The following is a 15,976-nucleotide window of genomic DNA, read 5'->3' as shown; positions in this document are numbered from 1 at the left end:
CTCATTAGAGCAAAGCGAGGGGGGAATCCGAACGAAGCATTGCGCATGTGCTTGCTTGTTTTTCGCATGCTGCAGAGAACGCGGATGCTTATGCGGAAATTGCATGGAGGTCCGGCAAGCCCGGCCATACTGTGTTTTCAACCAGTATCGGCGGCTGAAATGGAGTAGAATGCGCCGACGTTTTACCTTACGTCTTTATCAAGAAATACCGCCATGCTCACCCTCACCGAACTCGAAGATGCAATCAACTACTGGCGCCACCAGCGCCCGGCCAGCGGAGAGGAGTGCGCACTGTCCCCGGAAGTCAATGCCCTGGCGGGCTTGTACGCGATGATGATTTTCCATCGCCGCCATGAAGTGGACCTGGAGCAGATCGATGCCCAGGCGCGCCAGCTGATCGAGGCCTGGCTGGCCAGCTGAACTCCAGGTTTTTAGTACGTCCGCGTACAGTGACGGTCACTTCCGTGTAAGCGCGTTATCCTAGACTCCTTCTGAACATTCAGAACGTTCACGTTGTTCCCGGATCAATCCGGTATCCCCAGAAAGGAAGAACGATGCGCAAGGATCAGGATCAGTCGCCGCCCTCCCCCCGCCGCAAATCCGCCCCCGCCGCCGTGGCTGCCAAGCCGCGCGTGGCGCTGGTGCTGCAGGGAGGCGGTGCGCTGGGTGCCTACCAGGCCGGGGTCTACCAGGCCCTGCACGAGAATGACCTGACCCCCGACTGGGTGGTCGGCACCTCCATCGGTGCCATCAACGCCGCCTTGATTGCGGGCAACCCGCGCGAGACCCGCATCGCCCGCCTGCGCGAATTCTGGGAGACGGTGGCGCATCCGGACGTGTTCGACCTGCGCCAGGTCCCGGACGCCTTGCGCCCCTGGGCCACCCGCCTGACCACGCTCGATACGTTTCTGCGCGGCACGGCCGGCTTCTTCCGGCCGCGTCCGCTGAACCCCTTTGCGCTGGGCCTGCCTGTGCCGCCCGACGAAGCCAGTTTCTACAGCACTGCCGAGCTGGGCGAGACGCTCTCGCGTCTGGTCGATTTCGATTACCTCAACGGTCCCTCCGGCATCCGCATGACGGTCGCGGCGGTCAAGGTCACCTGTGGCACGCTGGTCAATTTCGATTCGCGCCAGCGGCCGCTGGGACCGGAACATGTCATGGCCAGCGGCGCCCTGCCCCCGGGCTTTGCGCCGGTGCGCATCGACGGCGAGCTGTACTGGGATGGCGGGCTGTATTCCAATACGCCGCTGGAAGTCGTGCTCAACGATGAGCCGCGTACCAACCTGCTCTGCATGATGGTCGACCTGTGGCATGCCGACGGACCGGAGCCGCGTACCCTGGAAGAGGTGCAGACGCGCGAGAAGGATGTCACCTTCGCCTCCCGTTCCCAGCGCCACATTGATGCCTACCTGCAGCAATACAAGCTGCGCCGCGCGGCCCACGCGCTCTACAAGCGCCTGCCGCCCGACATGCTGACCCAGCAGGACCGCCAGATGATGGCCGAACTGGGTGCCGACAGCACCATCCACATCGTGCGGCTGGCCTATGCCGGGCGCGACTGGAACATGGCCTCCAAGGACGTCAACTTCGCCAAAGGCTCGGTGATGTGGCGCTGGGAGCAAGGGTATCAGGATGGTCTGCGTGCCATCGCGCTGGGCAAGGGCTGTCCGTTTTCCGAAAGCGATACCGGCATCGTGGTCCACGACCTCCCCAGCGGCGACACCCACGTCCGCCCGGAGAAAACGACCGAACGTTCGGCTTGATCGCCCGCAAAGCCGCTGCTGGTTCGGCGTAGCAAAATGTCCACGCGGCGGACTATTTTTTGTGCGCCGCACAAATAACACTTGATTTCACCAAAGAAGTGCATAAAATAAGAATTGTTGCGGCGCACAAATCATGATTGTTGATTGATTCTGGTCGAAAGCCGCGCTCGAACGCCGATTGTTTTGATCGTCACGCTCGTCGGCAAGCTCATTTGTTCATATCACCTAGGAGATGCACATGTTTTCGTACCAAGATCAGTTTTCCGCCGCCACCAAGGCCAACCTGCAAGCCCACCTGGACCTCATCAACAACCTGACCGCCAAGGCCTTCGAAGGCGTGGAAAAGATCGTTGAACTGAACCTGTCGGCCACCAAGGCCACCCTGGAAGAAGCCACCGCTGCCGCCAAGCAGCTGGCCGCCGCCAAGGACCCGCAGGAACTGCTGTCGCTGGCCGCCGCCCAAGCCCAGCCGGGCGCTGAAAAGGCCACCGCCTACAGCCGTCACCTGGCCGGTATCGTGTCCTCGACCCAGGCTGAATTCACCAAGGCTGCCGAAGCCCAGATCTCCGAAACCAGCCGCAAGCTGTCGGCCCTGATCGACGAGATCAGCAAGAACGCGCCCCCGGGCTCGGAGCAAGCCGTCTCCATCCTGAAGGCCACCCTCACCAACGCCAACGCTGCCTACGAGCAACTGTCCAAGAACTCCAAGCAAGCTGTGGAAACGCTGGAAGCCAACCTGGCCAACGCGACCAAACAGTTCACCGCTGCTGCTGAAAAGACCGTCGCTTCGGCCCGCGCCAAGAAGTAATCTTCACTTCAGGCCGTAAAAACAAAACGCCGCCCCGGGTCACCGGAGCGGCGTTTTGCTTTGGGCGGTCCGGGAGGATCAGCCCTGTCCCACCATGTCCAGCGCCAGCGCTTCGGCCACGCGGATGCCGTCGATGGCCGCCGACATGATCCCGCCCGCATAACCGGCGCCTTCACCGGCCGGGTACAGGCCCTTGGTGTTGAGGCTCTGCAGGGTGTGGTCGTCACGCTTGATGCGGATGGGCGAGGAGGTCCGCGTCTCGATGCCGGTCAGCACGGCGTCATGCATGGAGTAGCCACGGATCTGCTTTTCGAAAGCCGGCAGCGCCTCGCGGATGGCATCGATGGCATACGTGGGCAGCGACGGGTTGAGGTCGCCCAGGGTCACGCCCGGCTTGTACGATGGCTCCACGCTGCCCAGCTGGGTCGAGGGACGATTGGCGATGAAGTCGCCCACCAGTTGCCCCGGCGCATTGTAGTTGCCGCCGCCGAGCTCGTAAGCGCGGCTTTCCCACTCGCGCTGGAAGGCGATGCCGGCCAGCGGATGGCCCGGATAGTCGGCCGGCGAGATGCCCACCACGATGCCGCTGTTGGCATTGCGCTCATTGCGCGAATACTGGCTCATGCCGTTGGTGACCACGCGGCCCGGTTCGGAGGTCGCCGCCACCACCGTACCGCCCGGGCACATGCAGAAGCTGTAGACCGAACGGCCATTGGAGGCGTGGTGCACCAGCTTGTAGTCGGCCGCGCCCAGGATGGGATGGCCGGCACCGGGACCGAAGCGGCACTTGTCGATCAGCGACTGCGGGTGCTCGGCGCGGAAGCCGATCGAGAACGGCTTGGCCTCGATGTAGACACCGCGCTCGTAGAGCATCTCGAAGGTATCGCGGGCGCTGTGGCCGATGGCCAGCACCACGTGGTCGGCTTCGATCTGTTCGCCGGTGTTCAGGGTCAGGCCACGGATCTGGCCGTCTTCGATCAGCACATCCTCGACGCGCTGCTCGAAGCGGAATTCGCCGCCCAACTTCTCGATCTTCTCGCGCATGAGCTGGATCATCTTGACCAGGCGGAAGGTACCGATGTGGGGCTTGCTGACGTACATGATTTCGGGCGGCGCATCGGCGGCCACGAATTCGGCCAGCACCTTGCGGCCATAGTGCTTGGGGTCCTTCACCTGGCTGTAGAGCTTGCCGTCGGAGAAGGTCCCGGCCCCGCCTTCACCGAACTGCACGTTCGATTCCGGTTTCAATTCGCGCTGGCGCCACAGGCCCCAGGTGTCCTTGGTGCGCTCGCGCACGGTCTTGCCGCGTTCCAGGATGATGGGATTGAAGCCCATCTCGGCCAGGATCAGCGCCGCAAAAAGACCGCAGGGACCGAAGCCGATCACCACCGGACGCTTCTTGATGCTCGCCGGGGCGCGCGTGACGTAGTGATAGGAGGTATCGGGCGTGGGGCCGACATTGGTGGTCTTCGCATGGCGTGCCAGGACCGCCGCCTCGTCCTTCACCTCGACGTCGATGGTGTAGTTCAGGGTGATGGCCGTCTTCTTGCGGGCATCGTAGCTGCGGCGAAACAGCGTGAAGGACAGCAGGTCGCCGGCCGGGATGCCCAGGCGGTCGAGGATGGCGGCGTTCAGTTCGTCTTCCGTATGGCTCAACGGAAGGGTCAGTTCAGAGATGCGCAACATGTGCGGGGACTTTCAACAAGACTGGGGATGCAGGAGGTGGCGCAGGCCACGATGGCCGGTGTGCTCACGGCGGAAGGCTGCGCGAAAGGCGACATTTTACTCCAGCCCGGCAGGCGCTCCCAGCCCGGCCCTGCCAGTTGCGCAGGTGCGACAGCCAAGATGGCCCGGGCTGCTAAACAAGTTGCATAACGCAATCATCTGGCGCAGCATTGATTGCACTTCGCAACCATTACCGGATCTTGCCATGGACTATGACGGCCTGCACTCTCCCCCGCGCGACCAGACCATCCGCCAGTTGCGCGAGCTGTCGCGCAAGCTGGTGCGGGAACTGGGCTTCATGCGCAGCACCCTGGCCGGCAGCGACCTGGCGCCCTCGGCGGTACACGCGCTCATCGAGATCGGCCTCAAACCCGGCTTGCAGGCGCGCGAGCTGGGCGAGCTGCTGTATCTGGACAAATCCAACACCAGCCGCCAGTTGGCCAAGCTGGAGGCACTGGGGCTGGTACGCCGCAGCCCGGTGCCGGGCGACGGGCGCGCCTACAGTCTGGCGCTGACCGAAGCGGGGCAGGCGCTGCGCAAGAAGATCGACAAGTTCGCCACCGACCAGGTCTCCGGGGCCCTGCGGCGCATCCTGCCGGAAGACCAGCAGGGCCTGGTGCGGGCGCTGGCGCTGTATTCCGAGGCCCTGTCGCGCGACAACCCCAATGCAGCAGCTCGCCCGGCCAAAGGCGCGGCATCGGAATTGAGCACCGGCTACCAGCCCGGCTGCATCGGCGATATCGCCAGCCTGCATGCGCGCTACTACGCCGCAGCGGCCGGCTTCGGGGTGTTCTTCGAACACAAGGTGGCCAGCGAACTGGGCAGCTTCGCACAAACCCTGCCCCAGGCCGGCAAGCAACTCTGGACCCACGTCGAACACGGGCGCTGCCTGGCCTCCATCGTGATCGATGGCGACCTGGAGCGCCGGCAAGCACACCTGCGCTGGTTCATCGTCGACGACAGCCTGCGCGGCAGCGGCGTGGGACGGCGCTTGCTGGAACAGGCCATGGCCTTTGTCGATGCCCATCGCCTGGCCTGTTATTTGTGGACCTTCCAGGGACTGGATGCGGCACGCCACCTGTATCTGTCGGCCGGCTTCGAACTGGCCGAGGAGTCGCCCGGCGAGCAATGGGGCAGCCGCGTGGTGGAGCAGCGTTACGAGCGCCCGGCGCGCAGGAAATGAGCGCTGCATGGCTGGCGGCATGTATCGGTGTGCCGCGATTTGTTACCGGATTCCCCCGCGCGGTGCTGCCTTCGGGGCTGCCATACGCAGCGCTGGCAGGTACGGACACAACTGGAAACACAACATTACAGTCTTAAAGAAGCCCGGCTCCTACAGTGGTTTTCACAGCGCGGCCCCGCTTGCGCTGCATCCACGCACCACCACCTTGCAGGAGTCCACCATGAAAACCAAGATCACTCGCCTCGCCTTAGTCCTTCTCACGACCCTCTCAGCGCTCGCTGCCACCGCAGCCCTGGCGCCTGCCGCGCAAGCGCAGGTAGTCGGCGTCGATGTGCGCATCGGCACGCCACCGCCCGCCCCGCGTTATGAAGTGGTGCCCGCCCCGCGCCACGGCTATGCCTGGGCACCCGGCTACTGGGCCTGGAACGGCCATCGCCACGTCTGGGTCGGCGGCCACTGGGAACGCATGCGCCGCGACTACGCCCGCTATGAGCCGGCGCACTGGCAACCGGGTCCGGGTGGCTGGGTGTTCATTCCGGGTCACTGGGTGCGTTGAGGCCGATCGCTGAATCCGCGCCGAAACGGGCCGGGTCCAGCGCTGCCACCAATTCGCGCGGCAGCGGCAAGGGCTCGCGCTCGATCATCGCGGCCAGCAACTCGGCCATCAGCGGTGCCCAGATCAGGCCGCGCGAGGCATAGCCCAACAGGCCATAGATCCCCGCCTCACCCGGCAAGGCACCGACCAGCGGCAAGCGGTCCGGCGCGATGCAGCGCTGACCGACCCGCCCAGGAAGATCCGCATCCGCCTGCGGCAGCGACATGTGTGCCGCGATCTGCGGCAGCATGTGCTGCAGGCGGGCCAGGTTCTCGGCATGGCTGTCGGCACGCAGCGCAGGATCGTCGAAGCGATCATAGCTGGCCCCCATGCACACCTGCCCGGCATAGGGACGCGTGAGGTAACCGTCACCACACAGCGCATGCGGCAAATCGGGGAAGCCTGTTGCAGGCAGGTGCGTGACCTGGCCGCGTACTGCATTGAGCGGCAAACCCGCCGCCTGCTCCAGCACGCGCGCCTGCGCGCCCGCAGCGAGGATCACCACCGGCGCTTGCGCGATCAGCAGGCCAGCGGCATCGAGCGCCTGCCATTGACCATCCACGCGTACCAGACGGGCGACGGCGCGATTGAAATGCGTGCGCACCTCGCCGTGCGACTGCGCCACCGCCAGCATGCGGCGGCACACCGAGGGCGGATTGAGCCAGCCCGCTTCCGGGAAGAAATAGCCGCCGCCCATGGTCGGCATGCCCAGTGCGCTTGCCGTCTCACCGGCGGACATCCAGCGCGCATAACGCGGCGGATACTGCCACTCCTGCGCGCCCTGCTCGAAGGAGATCGCCTGCTTGGCATCGCGGCCGAATTGCAGGATGCCGCAGCGCTCGCCACGAATGGCGGCGCGATCATCCAGACCGACCCCGCCCAGATCATCGAGACGCTGCGAGGCAAACAGGAAGGCCGCCCGTGTGAGCCGCGCCAGCGGGCTGTCATCGCGTGCCAGCGCGGGCATGAAGAGACCACCGTGATTGCCTGAAGCGCGGGTGGCCACCTCCGGGCCCGCATCGATGAGATCGACGCACCAGCCGCGTGCCGTGAGCCGCTCGGCCGCAGCGGTTCCGGCCAGCCCGGCCCCGATCACCAGCGCCTGCCGTGCATGCGGCAGGTCGCGCCGCAACGGCGTATCGGATGCCGCCACGTGCGTGGCCGGACGCGCCCAGGCCGGTGCATAACGCAAGGCCAGCGCGCCGTCCTGCGCCTGTCCATGGAAACCGACCTGACGCATCGCCGCTATCAGCGCCACATCGGCCGCCGCACCGAACACCAGCGCCCGCGCCCCGGTCCAGGCCAACCGCGCCAGGCGCTTGCAGGCATGCGCATGCCAGGATGGCGCGGCGGGATCGAAGCGGGTCGGGTCCGCATGCAGGTAGAACAGGTCTACCGGCGCTTCCAGCCGGGCCAGCTCTTCTTCCAATGCACCCCAGATCAGAGTCAGCGTGACGCGGCCTTCATCGAGCAAGAGGCGGTGCGTGCCCGGCAAGGGCAGCGGCCATGCAGCGCGCAAGGCCTGTGCATAAGTCAAATCTTCATGGAGGACATCGGCGGTCGGCGGATGCGGCAGGATCGCAATGTAGTGCAAATGTGCGGCGCCCTCCCCTTGCGCGCGCTGGCGGGCGAAGGCATGCCAGGTGGCGAAGAAGGACTGACCCAGCCCGAAATGCAGGTCCAGCACGGTGGCGCTGCGCTGTTCGCGCAGGCAGTCCGGAACGCCCTGCAGTGCGGCGGTGATGGTATCGGCCTCGGCGCGCCAGGCGGCCAGCAATTCAGGGGAGGCAAGTTGAAGAGGACGCGCAGGCATCGTGAAAAGCCCTGTGGATAAATCAGACAAGGCCGCCATTCTACGCCGCCCACCCCGTGCGGCATTGCGCCTTGACAAAGCAGGAGCGGCTCCGTAGGGTCTGTTCCCACCTCCGACGCCGGTCAACCCGCCACGCCATGCTCGCCATCTTCAACATCGTCTTCCCGATTTTTTCGTTGATCTTCCTGGGCTGGATGTGCCGCAAGCGCCGCATCCTCTCGGCGGGCGCGGCCAGCGAGCTGAACCGCTTCGTGATCTGGCTGGCGCTGCCGGCGCTGCTGTTCGATTCCATGTCGCGCCTCAAACCCGCGGACTTCGCCAACCTGCGCTTCATCGCCGTCTTCGCCATCGGCGTGGCGGTGGTGTTCCTGATCACCGCCGCGCTGCGCCTGCGCCAGAAGGCGGCCGCCCCTGACGTCATCATCGATAGCCTCGGCAGTTCCTATGCCAATACCGGCTTCATCGGCATTCCGCTGTGCTACCTGGCCTTCGGCAGCGACGGCCTGCCGCCCTCGGTGATCGCCATGGTGATGACGGCCTGCCTGCTCTTTGCGGTCGCCATCGTGCTGCTGGAAACCTGCCTGCATGCCCAGGCCGCCTTCGGCCAGACCGTGGCCAAGGTGGGCCGCTCGCTGCTGCGCAATCCCATCATGATCGCGCCCGTGGCCGGCATCATCGTGGCCCTGAGCGGGGTGGCCATCCCGCCGGGCGTGCAGCAGCTCTTCAAGATTCTGGGCGGTGCGGCCGGTCCTTGCGCGCTGGTCTCGCTGGGGCTGTTCCTGGCCCAGCCGGTGCGCACGGCGGGAGGCTCGCCGGTGTGGCTGCTGGTGGCCTTCAAGCTGCTGCTGCAGCCGGCCGTGACCGCCGTGCTGGCCTACTGGATCCTGCCCATGCCGCGCCTGTGGGCCGACAGCGCGGTACTGCTGGCGGCGCTGCCCATCGGTACCGGCCCCTTCATGCTGGCCGAGCTGTATCAACGCGAAGTCACTGCCATGTCGCGCGCCATCCTGTACTCCACCACCCTCTCGCTGCCCACCATCGCGCTCATCCTGGCCTGGATTGCGCATCATTGAGCCCAATATGAAAAAGGCCGCAGCGGCATTGCCGTGCGGCCTGATTCCAGAACAGCGCGTGAAGAAAAATTACAAAATCACCCGCTCTTCGCGCAGGATCTGCTCGAACTTCTCGGCCGCCACCGGCGGGCTGAACAGGTAACCCTGGATCTCGTCGCAGCCATAGTGGCGCAGGTAGTCCAGCTGCTCATCGGTCTCCACGCCTTCCGCAATCACGCGCAGTTTCAAGTGGCGCGCCAGCGAGATGATGGAGGCGGTGATGGCCGCATCATCGGCATCGATGGTGATGTCGCGCACGAAGGAACGGTCGATCTTGAGCACGTCGATGGGGAAGCGCTTCAGGTAGGCCAGCGACGAATAACCGGTACCGAAGTCGTCGATGGAAAGACGGATGCCCAGTTTCTTCAAGCCCGCCAGGATGCCGATGGCGTGCTCGACGTCGGTCATCATGAGGCTCTCGGTGAGTTCGATTTCCAGCGAGGCCGGCGGCAGGCCGGTGTCTTGCAGCACATCGGCAATCGAGGAGACCAGATCCTTCTGCAGGAACTGGCCGACCGAGAGGTTGACCGACACGCTGATGTCCTCATGCCCGGCCAGTTGCCACTGGCGGCACTGGGTGCAGGCGGTGCGCAGGACCCAGGCACCGATGGGCAGGATCAGGCCGGTCTCTTCGGCCAGGCCGATGAAGCGCGCCGGCGAGACCATGCCCAGTTGCGGATGCAGCCAGCGGATCAGCGCCTCGCTGCCCACCACGCGGCCCGAGGCCAGGTCCACCTTGGGCTGGTAGTGCAGCAGGAATTCGCCGTGATCCAGCGCATTGCGCAGGTCGCCTTCGATGCGCAGGCGTTCCAGCGCCTGCTCGTTCATGGCCGGGGTGTAGAACTGGAAATTGTTGCGGCCGGTCTGCTTGCCGCGATACATGGCGATGTCGGCATGCTTGATCAGCGTCTCGCCATCGGTACCATCGTTGGGGTAGCAGGCCACGCCGATGCTGCAGGTCATGAACAGCGTATGGCCGCCCAGCGTCACGGGGGCCGCCACCGCATCCATGATGCGTTGCAGGCTGCGGGTATCGAGCGAGAGTTCGTCCTGCTCCGGCAGGATCATGATGAATTCGTCGCCACCCAGCCGCGCCACGGTATCGGCTTCACGCACGGCCGCACGCAAGCGACCGGCCACCGTGCGCAGCAGGGTATCGCCGGCCTTGTGCCCGAGGGTGTCGTTGACGAACTTGAAGCGGTCCAGGTCTACGAACACCACCCACAAGGCCTGCTTCTGCCGCTCGGCCGTGCCGATGGCCTGCTCCAGATGATGGCGCAGCATGTGGCGGTTGATCAGGCCGGTGAGCGTGTCGCGGCTGGCCTGGAATTCCAGTTCGGCTTCATAGCGCTTCATCGAGGTGATGTCGTAGAGCGCCGCCACGAAATGCGTCACCACGCTACTCTCGTCGCGCACCGGGGCGATGTAGAAATCGTTCCACAGCTCCGAGCCATCCTTGTGATAGTTGCGCAATACAACATTGTGTTCGCGCTGTTCGCGCATGGCGATCCACACAGTCTCGAAACCTTCAGGATCGCTGTCGCGGCCTTCCAGGAAACGAATGCTCTTGCCCACCGCTTCACCGCTGCTGTAGCCGGTGATGCGGGCGAAGGCCGGATTGACGTATTCGATGGCGTAGTCCGGCTCCTGCGCCGAGAGGATCAGGATGGCATTGGCACTGGCCTCGATGGCCTGATGACGCAGGCGCAGCGCACGTTCGGCCAGGCGGCGCGCCTTGATGTCATCCGACAGCAGGGCATTGGTCGTGCGCAGCTCCGCGGTCTTGTCTTCCACCAGTTGCTGCACGCGGTGCGAACGCATCGACAGCGCCCGCATGTAGGCCGCGCCCAGCAACGAAGCGATCACGCCGACCAGGCCGATGAGCAGCGAACCGTAGTGGTCCGAGAAGACCGACCGTGGCGGGATGCTGATCTCCATGTGCCAGGTCTGGCCGGCGATGTCGAAGCTGGTGATGGTGGTGGAGGGATGGCGGAAGAAGCTGCCCGGCTTGATGACCTGGTCCATCCACTGCATGGCGCGGGGCTGGCTGTCGTGGCGGTAGACCAGGTTGGCCGGATCGGCCTGGGGTCCGACGTAGAGGCGCAGGCCGATCTCATGGTCGGACATCAGCCCGGCACCGTCGAGGATCTTCTGCACCAGGCCGTTGAGTTCCAGTACGGCGGTGGTATCGCCGACCAGCAGTGCGCGCCGGGCCGCCGTGTCGGTCGGCTGTACGCCACCACGATAGACCGGCTGGATCACCAGCAGGCCGCGCTCATCCGGGCCGGTCTGGGCCAGCCGGATCGGCGGCGTTGAAGAAGGATTCCCGCTGACCACGGCGGCGTCGAGCGCGCCCATGATGGCGGGATTGCGCGAGACATCCAGCCCGAGCGCCGCTTCATTGCCGGCCACCGGTTCCACGTAATCGACCACCAGATAGGTCGGCTGCTGCGAGGCGCGCACGGTGCGGTCGCCATCGAGCGCGGTGATTTCAAAGCCCGGCTTGGCCCCCTGGCGCAGAGCTTCGAAGACCAGGCGGTCTTCGTCGGCCACGAAGCGCTGCACGCTGAAGGCGCGCACATAGGGATAGCGTTCCAGCAGCGGCCGCGTGAAGCTCTCGAACTGTTCGCGCGTGGGATCGCCCACGGTGGCATAGAAATGGTTCACCACCGACTGTACCTGCACCGCCTCTTCCAGACCGCGCTGTATGGTGAAGGCGCGCAGGCCCGCCCGACGCTCGAAGTCGAGCTGGACGGCATCCTCTTCCAGATGGCTGGTCGCGACGAACACCGTCGCAGTGGCACACAAACCCAGCATCAGCGTGAGCGATGCCGACAACGTTGCCCCCAGCTTGTTGATCACACGCTGCATAAACGAATCGTTATATCCCTTAGGAGAGCCCGATCATAATCCGGGACTCCCCTTGTTATCGGTCAAAGCGCATTTATTTTTAACCGGACCAGCCTGCTCGCATGTTTCCACATGGGAACAAACGCATTTGTTCAGCGTGACCGGGCTCAATAAACCGATGGTGACTGGCGCTGCTCGCGTGCTTCGCGCTCAATCGCTTGGGCCTGCATGAAGGCATCGAAGGAACGCTCGATGGTCGCGCGCTCGACATCGCGGGTGATGAAGACGATGCGGCTGCGGCGGTCTTCCGAGGGCCACTCCGGCAGCGTGGCCGTGGGGTGGAAGATGTGCTGCACGCCGTGGATGACGGTCGGCTTGTCCTCGCCCTTGAGATTGAGGATGCCCTTGATGCGCAGGATGTTGGGGCCCTTGAAGCCGACCAGCAAACTCAGCCACTCATCGAAGAGCACCGGATCGATGGGTTCGTCGAAGGTAAAGCAGAAGGCGCGGATGTGGTCATCGTGACGATTGACGTCATGGGCGTGATCGTCATGGTGGTGCCCATGATGATCGTGGTGTCCGTGCTCGTGGCCATGGCCGTGGTGATGGTGCGCATGATGGGCGTGCGCCTCTTTCTCGGCGAAGGCTTCCTCGTTGAGCCAGCGCGCGACGTCAGGCATCTTCTCGCCGGGCTTGAAGAGGCCCGCGTCGAGCAGCTCGGCAGCAGCGATCTGGCCGACCTGCGGCTGCAGCTGGCGCGCGCCGGGATTGAGCGTGCGCAGGCGCGCCTGCAGGGCCGACAGCGTATCGGCATCCACCAGGTCGGTCTTGGTCAGCAACAGGCGGTCGGCGACGGCGGCCTGCTGGATCGCTTCCGGGTGATGGTCCAGGGTCGACATGCCATTGACGGCATCCACCGTGACGATCACGCCATCGAGGCGATAGCGCTCCGAGATGAAGGCATCGGTCATCAGCGTATGCAGGATGGGCGTGGGCGAGGCCAGGCCGGTGGTCTCGATGACGACACGGTCGAACTTGCGCTGGCCGCCTTCGGCGAAGCGCCAGGTGATGTCCTTCAAGGTCTTCTTGAGGTCGCCACGGATGGTGCAGCACAGGCAGCCGCTGCTCATCTCGACGATGGTCTCTTCCTGGCTGTGGGCCACCAGCAGGTGATCCAGGCCGATCTCGCCGAACTCGTTGATGATGACCAGGGTGTTCTTCATCTCCGGCTGGGTGATGAGATGGTTCAGCAGCGTGGTCTTGCCGCTGCCCAGGAAACCGGTCAGCAGGGAAACGGGGATCGGCGCGCTGCCGGCAGGGACGGATGGATTCATGGTGTAAGGACGGGGAGTAAGGACGACGCAGCCGTCATGCTACCTGATGCGCCAAGCGGGCTGCTTCCGCGAGACAAAAAAAAGACGGACCGCATGGGGTCCGTCCTGACGGCAAGCCGCGCCCGGCGGGAACCGGTGTCTTTACCTGGTTTTACCGCACGGCAGGAATTCACGCTCTGAATGGCCGCCTGCCGTGTATTCACCCGCGTGATGAATGCGCGTTACTCGTTGTCGTGCGCATCCAGCGGCACTTTTTCCGTCTTCTCTTCGGTCTTGGCCAGTCCCGGCAGCAGGTGGCCCAGCTTGCGCGCCTTGGTGCCCAGGTAGCCGATGTTGAAGGGATTGTGGTTGGCGATCAGCGCAATGCGCTCGGCCACGGTGATGCCGCTGTCTTCCAGCGCCTTGACCTTGCGCGGGTTGTTGGTCATCAGGCGCAGGCTGGTGATCTTCAGGTGCGCCAGCATGGGCAGCACGATGGTGTAGCGGCGCATGTCGGCGGGGAAGCCCAGGCGTTCGTTGGCTTCGACCGTATCGGCGCCCTGGTCCTGCAGGTGATAGGCGCGGATCTTGTTCAACAGGCCGATGCCGCGGCCTTCCTGGCGCAGATAGAACAGCACGCCACGGCCTTCCTTGGCGATCTTCTTGAGGGCCGCTTCCAGCTGGGCACCGCAGTCGCAGCGCTGGGAGAACAGGGCATCGCCGGTCAGGCACTCGGAGTGCACGCGGCCCAGGACCGGCTCGCCGTTGCCGACATCGCCCAAAGTCAGGGCCAGGTGTTCCTTGCCGGAAACTTCATCGTAGAAGGCGTGCAGTTCGAAGGTCGCCCAGGGCATGGGCAACTTGCACGAACTGACGAAAACCAGTTTTTCTTCCGGCGCGGCAGCGGCCGGTGCGATCGGTGAGGACATGACAACCTGCTTTCGAATCGAATGCTCAGAACCGCGTATCTTACCTTGCGCCCGGGTTTATTTCAGCGCGCGGGCCGCTCCGGTGAAGGCAATTGTCCAATTCGTGCAGGGAATTTGAACAGGCCGGGCCGGCCGCGTCATAATGCCAGCCAGTCCGGGACACACCGGACACGGTGCCAGCCCCAAGGGCGGCATCCCCTTGAAAGCCGGTCAACGATAACAAAGGGAGACAACCGTGCTGTTCGATTACGTCATCGCCGGTGGCGGCTCGGCGGGTGCCACACTGGCCGCCCGCCTGTCGGAAGATCCACGCGTCACGGTCTGCCTGCTGGAAGCCGGCGGCCAGGGCGACAGCCTTCTGGTGCGCACCCCGGCCGCCGTGGTGGCCATGCTGCCCGGCTACGGCAAGCTCAACAACTGGGCGCTGCAGACCACTCCCCAGGCCGGCCTGAACGGCCGCCGTGGCTACCAGCCGCGCGGCCGCGCCCTGGGCGGCTCCTCGGCCATCAACGCCATGCTCTACATCCGTGGCCAGCGCCAGGACTACGATGGCTGGGCCCAGGCTGGCTGCCCGGGCTGGGACTGGGAGTCGGTCCTGCCCTACTTCAAGCGCTCCGAGAACAATGTGCGCGGGGCCGATGCCTGGCACGGGGCCAGCGGCCCGCTGCAGGTCTCGGAACAGAATCGCCCGCGCCCGATCACGCGTGCCTTCATCGAGGCGGCGCAAGCACGCGGCTATCCGCTGTGCCAGGACTTCAATACCGGCGACAACGAAGGCGTGGGCCTGTACCAGGTCACGCAATTCCACACGTCCGATCATCGCGGCGAGCGCTGCTCGGCGGCGGCGGCCTACCTGCATCCGGTGATGGGGCAGCGGCCCAACCTGACCGTGCTGCGCCAGGTGCGCGCACAACGTGTCTTGTTCGAGGGCAAGCGTGCCGTGGGCGTGGCCTATCGCCAGCAGCAGCAAGAAGCGCAGGTGCGCGCCACGCGTGAAGTCATCATCGCCGCCGGGGCCTTTGGCTCGCCGCAATTGCTGCAACTGTCGGGGGTGGGCCGGCCCGAGGACATCCTGCCGCATGGCATCGCTCTGCATCACGCCCTGCCCGGCGTGGGCCAGAACCTGCAGGACCACCTCGATTTCACGCAAGGATGGACCACCCGCGACACCGACAACTTTGGCCTCGGCGTGGTCGGCGGCCTGCGCCTGCTGGGCCAGCTGCTGCCCTGGAAGCGGCATGGGGAGGGCCTCATCGCCACGCCCTTTGCGGAAGGCGCAGCCTTCCTCAAGACCCGGCCGGAACTGGAGCGGCCGGATATCCAGCTGCATTTCTGCATCGCCATCGTGGATGACCATGCAAGAAAGCTGCATGCAGGTTATGGCTTCTCCCTGCACATGTGCATGCTGCGCCCCCATTCGCGCGGGCGCGTGGGGCTGCAATCGGCCGATCCCATGGCCGACCCGCTGATCGATGCGGGCTATCTCTCCGACCCGCGCGACCTGGCCACCATGATCGCCGGGGCCCGCATCGCGCGCCAGATCGTCATGACCGAACCGCTGCGCCGCTATTGCCGGCGCGAACTCTTCGGTGGCCGCGAGGGCATGGATGACGCGGCCTGGGAAGCCATGATCCGCCAGCGTGCCGATACCATCTACCATCCGGTGGGCACTTGCCGCATGGGCGAGGATCAGATGGCGGTGGTCGATGCGCAATTGCGCGTGCATGGAGTGCAGGGCCTGCGCGTGGTGGATGCTTCGGTGATGCCCACGCTGGTCAGCGGCAACACCAATGCGCCCACCATCATGATTGCCGAGAAGGCGGCCGACATGATCCGCGCCAGCCAGGCCCATGCCGAGACGGCCTGACACTGTTCGATGACACCA

At 64.9% G+C, this 15,976-nt stretch carries 12 protein-coding genes; 7 read left to right on the top strand and 5 right to left on the bottom strand.

From position 1 onward, the window contains the following. Positions 1-213: 213 nt before the first annotated feature. From ACWHXP_RS20735 to phaP, 3 genes are all read left to right on the top strand, one after another. Positions 214-420: a DUF3717 domain-containing protein gene (locus ACWHXP_RS20735; RefSeq protein WP_034331418.1), complete on the top strand. Its 207-nt coding sequence runs from the start codon at positions 214-216 to the stop codon at positions 418-420. A 134-nt stretch (positions 421-554) separates the two neighbouring features. Further along, a complete protein-coding gene (locus ACWHXP_RS20730; RefSeq protein ID WP_489635148.1) occupies positions 555-1,763 on the top strand; it encodes a patatin-like phospholipase family protein in 1,209 nt (402 codons plus the stop codon). 238 nt (positions 1,764-2,001) lie between these two features. Next, positions 2,002-2,571 carry a TIGR01841 family phasin gene (gene phaP, locus ACWHXP_RS20725; RefSeq protein WP_006463404.1) on the top strand — a complete coding sequence of 190 codons (570 nt, stop codon included), beginning with the start codon at positions 2,002-2,004 and terminating at the stop codon, positions 2,569-2,571. Positions 2,572-2,649: 78 nt separating this feature from the next. Here phaP and ACWHXP_RS20720 read toward each other — a convergent pair whose 3' ends face one another. Beyond that, positions 2,650-4,257 carry an NAD(P)/FAD-dependent oxidoreductase gene (locus tag ACWHXP_RS20720; protein ID WP_420105097.1) on the bottom strand — a complete coding sequence of 536 codons (1,608 nt, stop codon included), beginning with the start codon at positions 4,255-4,257 and terminating at the stop codon, positions 2,650-2,652. Positions 4,258-4,501: 244 nt separating this feature from the next. Between ACWHXP_RS20720 and ACWHXP_RS20715 the strand changes: the two genes are divergently transcribed. Together ACWHXP_RS20715 and ACWHXP_RS20710 are read left to right on the top strand one after the other, a co-directional pair. Next, the gene (locus ACWHXP_RS20715; RefSeq protein WP_489635149.1) at positions 4,502-5,479 is read left to right on the top strand and encodes a GNAT family N-acetyltransferase; all 978 of its coding nucleotides are present in this window, start codon (positions 4,502-4,504) and stop codon (positions 5,477-5,479) included. A 220-nt stretch (positions 5,480-5,699) separates the two neighbouring features. After that, complete coding sequence (locus tag ACWHXP_RS20710) at positions 5,700-6,035, top strand: YXWGXW repeat-containing protein (protein WP_489635150.1); 336 nt, start codon at positions 5,700-5,702, stop codon at positions 6,033-6,035. Here the strand turns inward: ACWHXP_RS20710 and mnmC1 are convergent. Next, positions 6,010-7,887: an FAD-dependent 5-carboxymethylaminomethyl-2-thiouridine(34) oxidoreductase MnmC1 gene (mnmC1, locus tag ACWHXP_RS20705; protein WP_489635151.1), complete on the bottom strand. Its 1,878-nt coding sequence runs from the start codon at positions 7,885-7,887 to the stop codon at positions 6,010-6,012. The genes ACWHXP_RS20710 and mnmC1 overlap by 26 nt on opposite strands. Before the next feature lie 137 nt (positions 7,888-8,024). Here mnmC1 and ACWHXP_RS20700 point away from each other — a divergent pair, with 137 nt between their 5' ends. Further along, positions 8,025-8,960: an AEC family transporter gene (locus ACWHXP_RS20700; RefSeq protein ID WP_209585203.1), complete on the top strand. Its 936-nt coding sequence runs from the start codon at positions 8,025-8,027 to the stop codon at positions 8,958-8,960. 69 nt (positions 8,961-9,029) lie between these two features. Here ACWHXP_RS20700 and ACWHXP_RS20695 read toward each other — a convergent pair whose 3' ends face one another. From ACWHXP_RS20695 to ribA, 3 genes are all read right to left on the bottom strand, one after another. Continuing rightward, a complete protein-coding gene (locus ACWHXP_RS20695) occupies positions 9,030-11,870 on the bottom strand; it encodes a bifunctional diguanylate cyclase/phosphodiesterase (protein ID WP_134137691.1) in 2,841 nt (946 codons plus the stop codon). Between the two features lie 146 nt (positions 11,871-12,016). Further along, a complete protein-coding gene (locus tag ACWHXP_RS20690) occupies positions 12,017-13,183 on the bottom strand; it encodes a CobW family GTP-binding protein (protein ID WP_039790314.1) in 1,167 nt (388 codons plus the stop codon). A gap of 221 nt (positions 13,184-13,404) precedes the next feature. Beyond that, positions 13,405-14,091 carry a GTP cyclohydrolase II gene (gene ribA, locus ACWHXP_RS20685; RefSeq protein WP_039790315.1) on the bottom strand — a complete coding sequence of 229 codons (687 nt, stop codon included), beginning with the start codon at positions 14,089-14,091 and terminating at the stop codon, positions 13,405-13,407. A gap of 235 nt (positions 14,092-14,326) precedes the next feature. Between ribA and ACWHXP_RS20680 the strand changes: the two genes are divergently transcribed. Further along, positions 14,327-15,958: a GMC family oxidoreductase gene (locus ACWHXP_RS20680; RefSeq protein ID WP_489635152.1), complete on the top strand. Its 1,632-nt coding sequence runs from the start codon at positions 14,327-14,329 to the stop codon at positions 15,956-15,958. Positions 15,959-15,976 lie beyond the last annotated feature (18 nt).

This window comes from Herbaspirillum sp. Her2 (assembly GCF_057961375.1).
This window is presented reverse-complemented; position numbering and strand designations above follow the sequence as displayed.